This window comes from Pseudomonadota bacterium (genome assembly GCA_039193195.1).
Lineage (GTDB): Bacteria > Pseudomonadota > Gammaproteobacteria > Steroidobacterales > JBCBZW01 > JBCBZW01.
The window spans coordinates 1-7,777 of sequence record JBCCWS010000088.1 but is presented as its reverse complement, the minus strand read 5'-3'; the positions used below and the strand labels follow the sequence as shown (position 1 = coordinate 7,777).

Sequence of the window (7,777 nt, the reverse complement as noted above, 5' to 3'; positions counted from 1 at the left end):
GTTTTTACCTCGGTGACTGATCTGAAGCGTAAGCTCATGCGCTACGTACGCCAGTACAACAAGTCGCCAAAGACCGTGAAGTGGAAGTACTTCGACCCAACGCGCCGAATCGCTACTGAATCAGCTGTTACAGGACACTAGGAGCGTCTCGAGGTCGACGCGTCCCCAGCCCTCGAGGCCAAGCGTAGTGGCGTGGTTGGTGAGCCCGGCCCCACGCAGCAGCGTGTCGATAAAGGACCCGGCGCCGGCACTACCGCCGCTGGGGCGAAGATACAGGACGCTGCGCGGGCGGCCGGCGGCGGCGGGTTCGGCGAGCTGGGCAAGGCGCCGTTCTGTCTGCGCTACCACCTCGCGGCCTCGGTCGGAGCGGTCGATCTGATCCGCGACCCACTGCGTGGCCTCGAGGATCTCGGGCCAGGTCTTCGCGAGCGGCACAACGACCACGCGGATGCCGAGCTCCTCGAAGCGTGCCGCCTGCGGGTGGCGGCGCCAGGCGCGCGAGGCAAGCACGATGTCTGGGTGCAGGTGAATGATCTCCTCGGCGCTAGCGCGGTTGGGCGCGTAGGCACGCGCCTGCTCCGCGCGGGGCGAACGCGCTGGGTCCTGGCTCTTCCAGGTGACCGACAGCAGCTGCGAGGGCTCAGCCAGACCGAGGGCGAACAGATCGGCGCAGAGGTTGGTGGAGACTACCGATGGTCGGGTCGACGCCGATGCGGCATCCGCATCGTTCGCGAGGGCTGGCGCGGTGGCGAACACCCCCATGACGCTGAGCGCAGCAAGCACGGCGCAGCGCCAGCAACTCGTCTTCACGCTTCCCACCTGCCGCATCGCTAGAAATCGATCCCCGCCTGGGCCTTCACGCCGGCCTTGTATGCGTGCTTGACGTCGGCGATCTCGCTTACCGTGTCGGCGAGTTCGACCAGCGCCGGCTTGGCTCCCCGCCCGGTCAGGATCACCGTCTGCATCCTTGGCCGCTCGCGAATGCTCGCCACCACCTCGTCCATATCGAGGTAGCCGAACTTCAGCATGTAGGTGATCTCGTCCAGCAGTACGAGGTTCAGATCCTCGTTCTGCAGCATGCCCTTGCCAGCGGACCAGGCCTCTTCCGCGGCGGCCTTGTCGGCGTCCCAGTTCTGCGTGTCCCAGGTGAATCCCGTGGCCATCGCGAAATAGTCGACAACGGGCCTGCACTGCTGCAAGAAAGTCACCTCACCGCTCGCCTGCGTTCCCTTAATGAACTGCACCACACCCACACGGTGGCCGTGCCCGAGCGCGCGGTACAGGGTACCGAAGGCTGAGGTGGTCTTGCCCTTACCGTTGCCGGTGATAAAGATCACCAGACCACGCTCTTCCTGCGCCTTGGCTATCCGTTCATCGATCACCGCCTTCTTGCGTTGCATGGTGCGGTTGTGTCGCTCCTTTCTGTCTTCCTCCATCTTGGTCACGTGTGCTTCCTATTGATTCCGTGTGCTTATCTCCAATCCCGCACAATGGGACTGGAGTCTGGCGACAGGCTGATTCAGGCGGTGATGACGCCTAGTGGCCTTAATGAGCAGATTTGGGAGTGATGAGTAAGTTATCCATTGGCGGGATGAAGGCGCGTTGACGGGTGAGGGCCCGAGCCCTTGCGATGACGCGCCAACGCGCGGATCGCCGATGCGGGCTTGCTTAGCACTCCCGACACCGCTGGTACAGTGCGCTACCCGCATAGCTGGCGGCTGGGCTCGCGATCCAGCGGGTCGGGCGGCAGGTCGAGATAGGCCTGGCGCAGGTGATCCCACAGCTGCAGATGGCTGAAATCCGGCTCCTTCAGTACACGCTGGTCGAAGCTCAGATACGGATTGGGCAGGAACACCGTCATCTGCTGCTCGCCAGCGCCGTTGTACAGGCGCAGCCCCCAGGTGGCGGGGCGACCGTCCTCACGCAGGCCTCGATAGAGCTGCGCCTTCGCCGTACGCCGCCTCGCTGCCAGCACAGACGAGGTCGGGTTGCGCACGGTTCCGGCGTTCTCCCCGATACAGATATGGAAGTGCCAGACGCCAAAGTCCACCGTCAGGTAGCCGTCGCACAGCGCGATCTTTTGCGGTGCGTTCGGCGCCTTCACTTCCCACACGCCGCCCTGCACGCAAGTGCCGAAGTGGATGCGGTCCCAGTAGTTGGCGTACACGTCGGTAAGCAAGCGTTCCAATAGCTCGGTCTCGACCGGCAAGTCGAAGAGCTCCAGGGTGCCGTTGCCCTCCTCCTGTACGATGCGTCCTCGTTGCATAGGCTCCTCCCGATCACCGCTATTGAGCTCGCGCTCCAGGTCAGCTGCCGCCCGCCGACGCACCGGCGCCAGCCCGCTCCTCTGCGGCTGGCGCCGGTGTCGGCGCTGCGCCGCCCCGCGCCGTCGCCGGCTGGAGCCCCGAGAGTACCAACCCACGTTCGCCCGGCGCGGCAGCGCTGACGCGCGCACGTAGGTTGAAGTAGCGCAGCAAGTTCTCTTCAGTGAGCACCGCAGCTGCCGGTCCGTCCGCCCGCACGGTCCCTTCGGCGAGCAGCACAAGGCGGTCGCAGTAGCGCGAAGCGAGCGCGAGATCGTGAATCGCGGCAACGACCAGGCGTCCGCTGTCCGCCAGCGCGTGCATGAACTCGAGCACCTCGAGCTGGTGGCAGATGTCGAGACTGGCGGTAGGTTCGTCCAGCAGCACTACAGGGGTCTGCTGAGCGATGGCGCGGGCGATGAGCACGCGCTGGCGCTCGCCGCCGGAGAGTTGGGTAACGGGGCGTTCGGCGAGGTCCAGCACGTCGGTGTTGCGCATCGCCTCGCGGATGATCTCGACGTCGCGCGCCCCTGGCGGCTGGAAGCGTGACAGCCAGGGATTGCGCCCCATCGCCACCACTTCCTGCGCTGTGAAGGCGTAGTTCAGCTCCGCGTCCTGTGGCACGAGGGTGACTAGGCGCGCCAACGCGCGCCGGCGGATCGACGCAAGCGGGTGGCCGAACATCGAGATGCCGCCCGCGTCTGGCCCGAGAAGGCCCAGCAATAGTCTGAGTAGCGTGGATTTTCCGGCACCGTTAGGGCCGATGAGCCCTATCGTCTGGTGCCCTGCCAGATTGAGCTCGAGCCCGGTGAGTACCTGACGCTCGCCATAGGCGAAGTCGACCCCGGAGAGCTGTACGGTCCCCCGGCTCACGTCGCTGCCCCGCCGACGTTGCCAACGCGTCCTGCTCCATCCGCCTCGTTCTCGTCAACGCGGTCGTGGCGCACGCTGTCAAAGGCGGCGGACCAGCACCTGAACAGTTCCTCGTCAAACCCTTGCAGATAGCGCGCCTGGCGCAGGGCGACGCGCGTCGCCGTGCGCGCCATGCGGCTCCTGCCCGGATCGAAATTGTCAGGCGCTTCGCCGCCGGCGAGCGCCGCAAACGTCGCCTGCTTCTGCGCAAGGAAGCCCGGCGGCCCAGCGCGCTCGAGCCGTCTCTGGAACCAGTCGTGCTCGCGGCGATCGAAGGCTTTCGCCTCCCCGCGCGGCGTACGACACGGGTGGGCCGGATGCAGCGCGAGAACGGGTAGCCAACCCGCGGGCACAGGGACGTTGGCCGAATGCGCACGCCCACGCTTGAGCAGCTTCGCGAGCACATGGGTGTGTGGGCCGTCGGGCGAGCGTTCGATACCGATCGGCTGGTACACCTCGAGGCGCCCAATCGAGGTGATGAACACCCGGTGCGGCCCGGCCTGGATCAGCGCCGGCAGCGCAGGATTGTGGGGTGCAAGCAGCTCACTGCCGGCGGCTTCACGCAGCACACGCTGCAGGCTTCGATCCGCCGTGCGTACGCAGACGTTCACAAATCCCTGCGCCAGCCCGAGATCGAACAGCACCGCGCCGCCGCCCCGTTGCTCCGAACGTAGGGCACCCTCATCCGCACCGAGCTCTGTAATGCCACGGTGCTGGGGTAGGTTCGCGACTGCTTTCGGCAGACAGAACACCACGCCGTGTTGCCAGTGATCGCGCTGACGGCTGAGGCTTTCCCAGGCGAGCACCATCAGGTCATCTCGCCACCGAATGGCAAGGCCACCGCGAGGAGTGATGCGCCCGAGACGACCGTCGCCAGGTTCGTGGCAGGACTCTTCGACATCGCGACTGAACTCCGCAATGGCGCCGAAGCTGCCCATGCTAAAGCCGTGCAGCGGCGAAGCGAGGCACTCGGTCAGGACCTCCCGCATGCTAGACCCGCATCAGCTGACGCTGGCGCAGCAGCAGGAACAGGAAGAAGGGGGCCCCCATGGCGGAGGTGACAACGCCGAGCGGCACCACCGCGTAGCTAGCGTCGCCGCGGATCACCAGATCCGCACCGACCAGCACCAATGCTCCCAACGCCGCGGACACGGGCAGCAAGCGGTGGTGGTGAGGGCCGACCAGCAGACGTGTGATGTGAGGCACCACCAGCCCAAGAAAGCCGATACCGCCAGCCACCGAGACGGCGCAACCAGTAAGGGCAGCGGTCACGAGAAGAAGATTTCGGCGCACGCGCGACACATCGACGCCAACGGCACTCGCGTGCACTTGACCCACCAGGAGGATGTCGAGATCGCGCTGGTAGCAAACGATAGCGGCGCTGCTCGCGAGAAAGACGGGCAGGAGCAGGAGCACGTGATGCCAACCGCGCCCATCGAGTCCCCCCATCGTCCAATACACGATGGACTTCCCGACCTCCCAATGCTGTAGGGCCAGTGCGAGCACCAGGGAGATCATAGCGACGTTGAAAGCACCGACGGCAATGCCAGCGAGCAGCAGCGTGCCCATCGGCGTGTGCCCGCCGGCGGTGGCGATGCGGTACACCACGGCCAGCGTCAGCCCCGCGCCGACGAAGGAGAACAGCGGCAGCGCCCAGACGCTAGAGGCCGCCAGCCCAAGAAAGATGGCAATGACGGCGCCGAGCGAGGCGCCGGACGACACGCCGAGAATCGATGGTGAAGCTAATGGATTTCGAAACAGACTCTGCAACACCGCGCCGCTCACCGCTAGAGACGCACCCACCAGCACCGCGGCGATCACTCGCGGCAGGCGTACCTGCCACACCACAGTCGTCTGCCACGGGAGCACATCGCCAAGCCACCCCTCGAGGCGCCCACCGGTGAACAGGTTCGCGACGATCTGCAGGGTAGGCCGCAGGCCGATCTGCGCCGGTCCGATCACCACCGCAACCAGCGCGACGACGACGAGCAGCGATAGGACGAATGCAAAGAATAGGCGGAACGGCAGCACGCCAGACCCGGAGTTGAGCTGGCCGACGGATGCGCTCATAGACCCGCTCCTGCGACCGCGTCTAGCGCCCCGATCTCGGCGACGCCACGTACGGGCGCCTCAGCCTCGCGCCGGAATGAGAACGCCGCCCCATCCGCCGTTGCCACGCGCGCGGCAGACGTGGCCTGCTCCGCCTCGAATGCCCTGGGATGGAGCAGCTTCGCTACCTCCTCAACGCCCCCTACCCGATGCGGAGACACCGATGTGATCCATGCCCCGCTAAGGCTGTAAACGCGCCCGTCACGCACCGCCGGCACGTCGCGCCAGGCTGGGTCTTCGAGCAGCACCTCGTGTGCCGCAGGCCCAACACCGCCTGACCAGCCGCTCAGCAGTATCACCTCGGGCTGCAGGGAGATCACCGTCTCTGGAGAGATCCGCGGCAACGCGCCGAGCCCCGTGCCGGCAATGACATTGTCGCCACCGGCAAACGTGATGGTCTCGTCCATTAGGCTCCCGGGACCGGCTGTCGAACCACTTAGGCTGTAGTAGAGCACTCGCGGTCGCGCCCGGTCGGCCACCTTCGTCTGCACCGCCGCGATGCGCCGGTCCATCTCATCCAGCCAGGCCTCGCCGCGCGCCGATGAGCCGACCGCGCGCGCCAGCGTGCGCACATTACGCCGGATGTCATCGTGCGTATCGAAGTGAACGAAGCGCAGGAACGCAATGCCGGTGTCGAGCAGCAACCCGGCCGTGACGGCATTGGTGTAGGCCGCAACGATGGCAAGATCCGGCTCGGCGGCGATTACTTCCTCGATGCCGCCGTGATTGCGAAGCACGCTGGCGGGGTACACACCGCTCACGTTGCTGATGCCAGGATCGTCGGCCAAATACGTGATGCTGCGGACGCGCGATGGTGCCACCAGACGAGCGAGCATCTCGTCGCCGCCGAGAATCACCGACGCGATGGCCGTCGGCGGGCGGTCGAGTACGACCCGTCGCCCCGCAGGATCGACGACCGCCTTCGGAAAGGCGTTCGGGCCCGCAAGGTCCTCCACTGTTGTGTCGCCCAGTTGGCCACCGGGTAGCAGCACGGGACGGTCCGCCAGCTCCGCGACCGCTGCCATCAGCACGACGAGCGCGAGCGCCACGCCGCCAAGCACCAAGGCGCGCGGCGGCGGCGACATCGTCCCGTTAGCGGCGCTCGACATCACGCGGGGTCGAGCGTCTGCATATTGATCACGCCACCCAATACGTTGGAGCCGTACAGACCTGATTGCGGTTCGCACAGCACCTACCGGGGCTAATCAGCGGGAAAGCTGCAGGAGGTTCCAGGCAAAGCGCCGCGACCGCCTTCACGGCGCACCGGCCTTGCGCGGCAGAGAGGGGGCGGGTAAAGCAATCGCGCATCTAAACAAGGCCTTCCATTGCAGCTCGCCAAAGCACGCCACTGCAACGAACACCGGCCGACGAAGACACCTCGCTTCTCGGCGCAGCAGCGATTGACGGCAGCAGGTCTCCTGGCTCGCGTCTCGTGCGCTCGACTCCCGCCTTCCCGTGTTCAACGCCGCCACGCCCATTTGGCGTGACGAGGCCCACACAGTGGCCCGTTGGGAGCCGGCTCGACGCTTACAGTTGCGAGGACAGCCGCGGATTCTCACCGCGTTCCCTTATTTCACCCACTGAGCCGCTGGCTGCGTGGGGGCTTGCCGCTGGCTTGAACGGTAACCCAACCCGGGCCGGCTTTGGAAGCCTGGAGCAGGAATCGAAAGCCGAAGCAATACGCAACGGTCATCACGAGATACCTCGAAACACCCTACCTATATGATTTTATTTTAAAAAATTGATGGATGAAGTCGGCTACGTAGGGTCGTTGTCTCGCGATGATCCGCCGCTTCACCCCTATTGGAACCCCGATCCAATAGATCCCAATCTCGGTGCCTCGCACAGCGGCGCAGCGAACCCGTTACCCCGTCAGTAGGTAGCGGCCGATCTAGTGAGGCAGCTGAACCAGTTCCCCCTGCGTAGAAAATCCAACGGCTTAAGCACCGCGCCCCCCTAGGCCTCGGAGCTTGTGAGGTAGAGTCTTCATGTCCGGATGCCACACGCATCCGTGCCGCCATCGATATGTGTGCGCAAAGGGACACAGTTACTCCAGGCGGTTAGCCACGAAAGCCAACTCCACAGCGAGCACCACTCCTTCCCCAGCGACCTGGCGCACGACGCACTGTCAGCTCGCGAACAACCGAGCACCCAGTGAAAAGGTCAAGTGAGGGCCGGGACGCGGACATCGACACTAGCCAAGCAACGGGCCGAGGAGATGCATCACTAAACAACGAGTATCAGACCATGTACTCAGATTTCTATGTGCTAGCTGGTCGACCTGGATGCGCTTCGGTAGGGATGTACAACCACTAGCAGCCTGTTGAAAAAGCCTGATTGGAGGGATAATAGCCCATCGGCCAAACAGGTGATGCAAGTGCGCGGCGAAGAAGACCCTCAACCCGTGATGTTTAGCTACGTAGACTTGGAATCGCGAGTGCCTAAGGACCATC

The 7,777-nt window shown here is 65.0% G+C and carries 8 protein-coding genes and 1 riboswitch; of the genes, 1 reads left to right on the top strand and 7 read right to left on the bottom strand.

Annotated features, from left to right (window positions below; translation table 11 throughout):
- On the top strand, nucleotides 1–141 hold a 141-nt coding region (locus tag AAGA68_26985), incomplete at its 5' end, for an IS630 family transposase (GenBank protein MEM9388716.1).
- On the opposite strand, the gene AAGA68_26980 is transcribed toward AAGA68_26985, so the two are convergent.
- From AAGA68_26980 to AAGA68_26950, 7 genes are all read right to left on the bottom strand, one after another.
- Nucleotides 121–810 (bottom strand): ABC transporter substrate-binding protein, encoded by a 690-nt coding sequence (locus AAGA68_26980; GenBank protein ID MEM9388715.1) that lies wholly within the window; start codon nucleotides 808–810, stop codon nucleotides 121–123. The genes AAGA68_26985 and AAGA68_26980 overlap by 21 nt on opposite strands.
- 20 nt (nucleotides 811–830) lie before the next feature.
- On the bottom strand, nucleotides 831–1,436 hold the full coding sequence (gene cobO, locus AAGA68_26975) for a cob(I)yrinic acid a,c-diamide adenosyltransferase (GenBank protein ID MEM9388714.1): 606 nt from the start codon (nucleotides 1,434–1,436) through the stop codon (nucleotides 831–833).
- Nucleotides 1,437–1,699: 263 nt separating this feature from the next.
- Nucleotides 1,700–2,266, bottom strand: a complete 567-nt coding sequence (locus AAGA68_26970; protein MEM9388713.1) for a hypothetical protein — start codon at nucleotides 2,264–2,266, stop codon at nucleotides 1,700–1,702.
- A 40-nt stretch (nucleotides 2,267–2,306) separates the two neighbouring features.
- A complete protein-coding gene (locus tag AAGA68_26965; protein MEM9388712.1) occupies nucleotides 2,307–3,176 on the bottom strand; it encodes an ABC transporter ATP-binding protein in 870 nt (289 codons plus the stop codon).
- Nucleotides 3,173–4,204 carry a hypothetical protein gene (locus AAGA68_26960; GenBank protein ID MEM9388711.1) on the bottom strand — a complete coding sequence of 344 codons (1,032 nt, stop codon included), beginning with the start codon at nucleotides 4,202–4,204 and terminating at the stop codon, nucleotides 3,173–3,175. The genes AAGA68_26965 and AAGA68_26960 overlap by 4 nt, the downstream gene beginning before the upstream one ends.
- 1 nt (nucleotide 4,205) lies before the next feature.
- Nucleotides 4,206–5,285 carry an iron ABC transporter permease gene (locus tag AAGA68_26955; protein MEM9388710.1) on the bottom strand — a complete coding sequence of 360 codons (1,080 nt, stop codon included), beginning with the start codon at nucleotides 5,283–5,285 and terminating at the stop codon, nucleotides 4,206–4,208.
- Nucleotides 5,282–6,433 (bottom strand): ABC transporter substrate-binding protein, encoded by a 1,152-nt coding sequence (locus tag AAGA68_26950; protein ID MEM9388709.1) that lies wholly within the window; start codon nucleotides 6,431–6,433, stop codon nucleotides 5,282–5,284. Before AAGA68_26950 ends, AAGA68_26955 begins: the two co-directional genes overlap by 4 nt.
- A 281-nt stretch (nucleotides 6,434–6,714) precedes the next feature.
- A riboswitch (cobalamin riboswitch) is annotated at nucleotides 6,715–6,932 on the bottom strand.
- Between the last annotated feature and the right edge of the window lie 845 nt (nucleotides 6,933–7,777).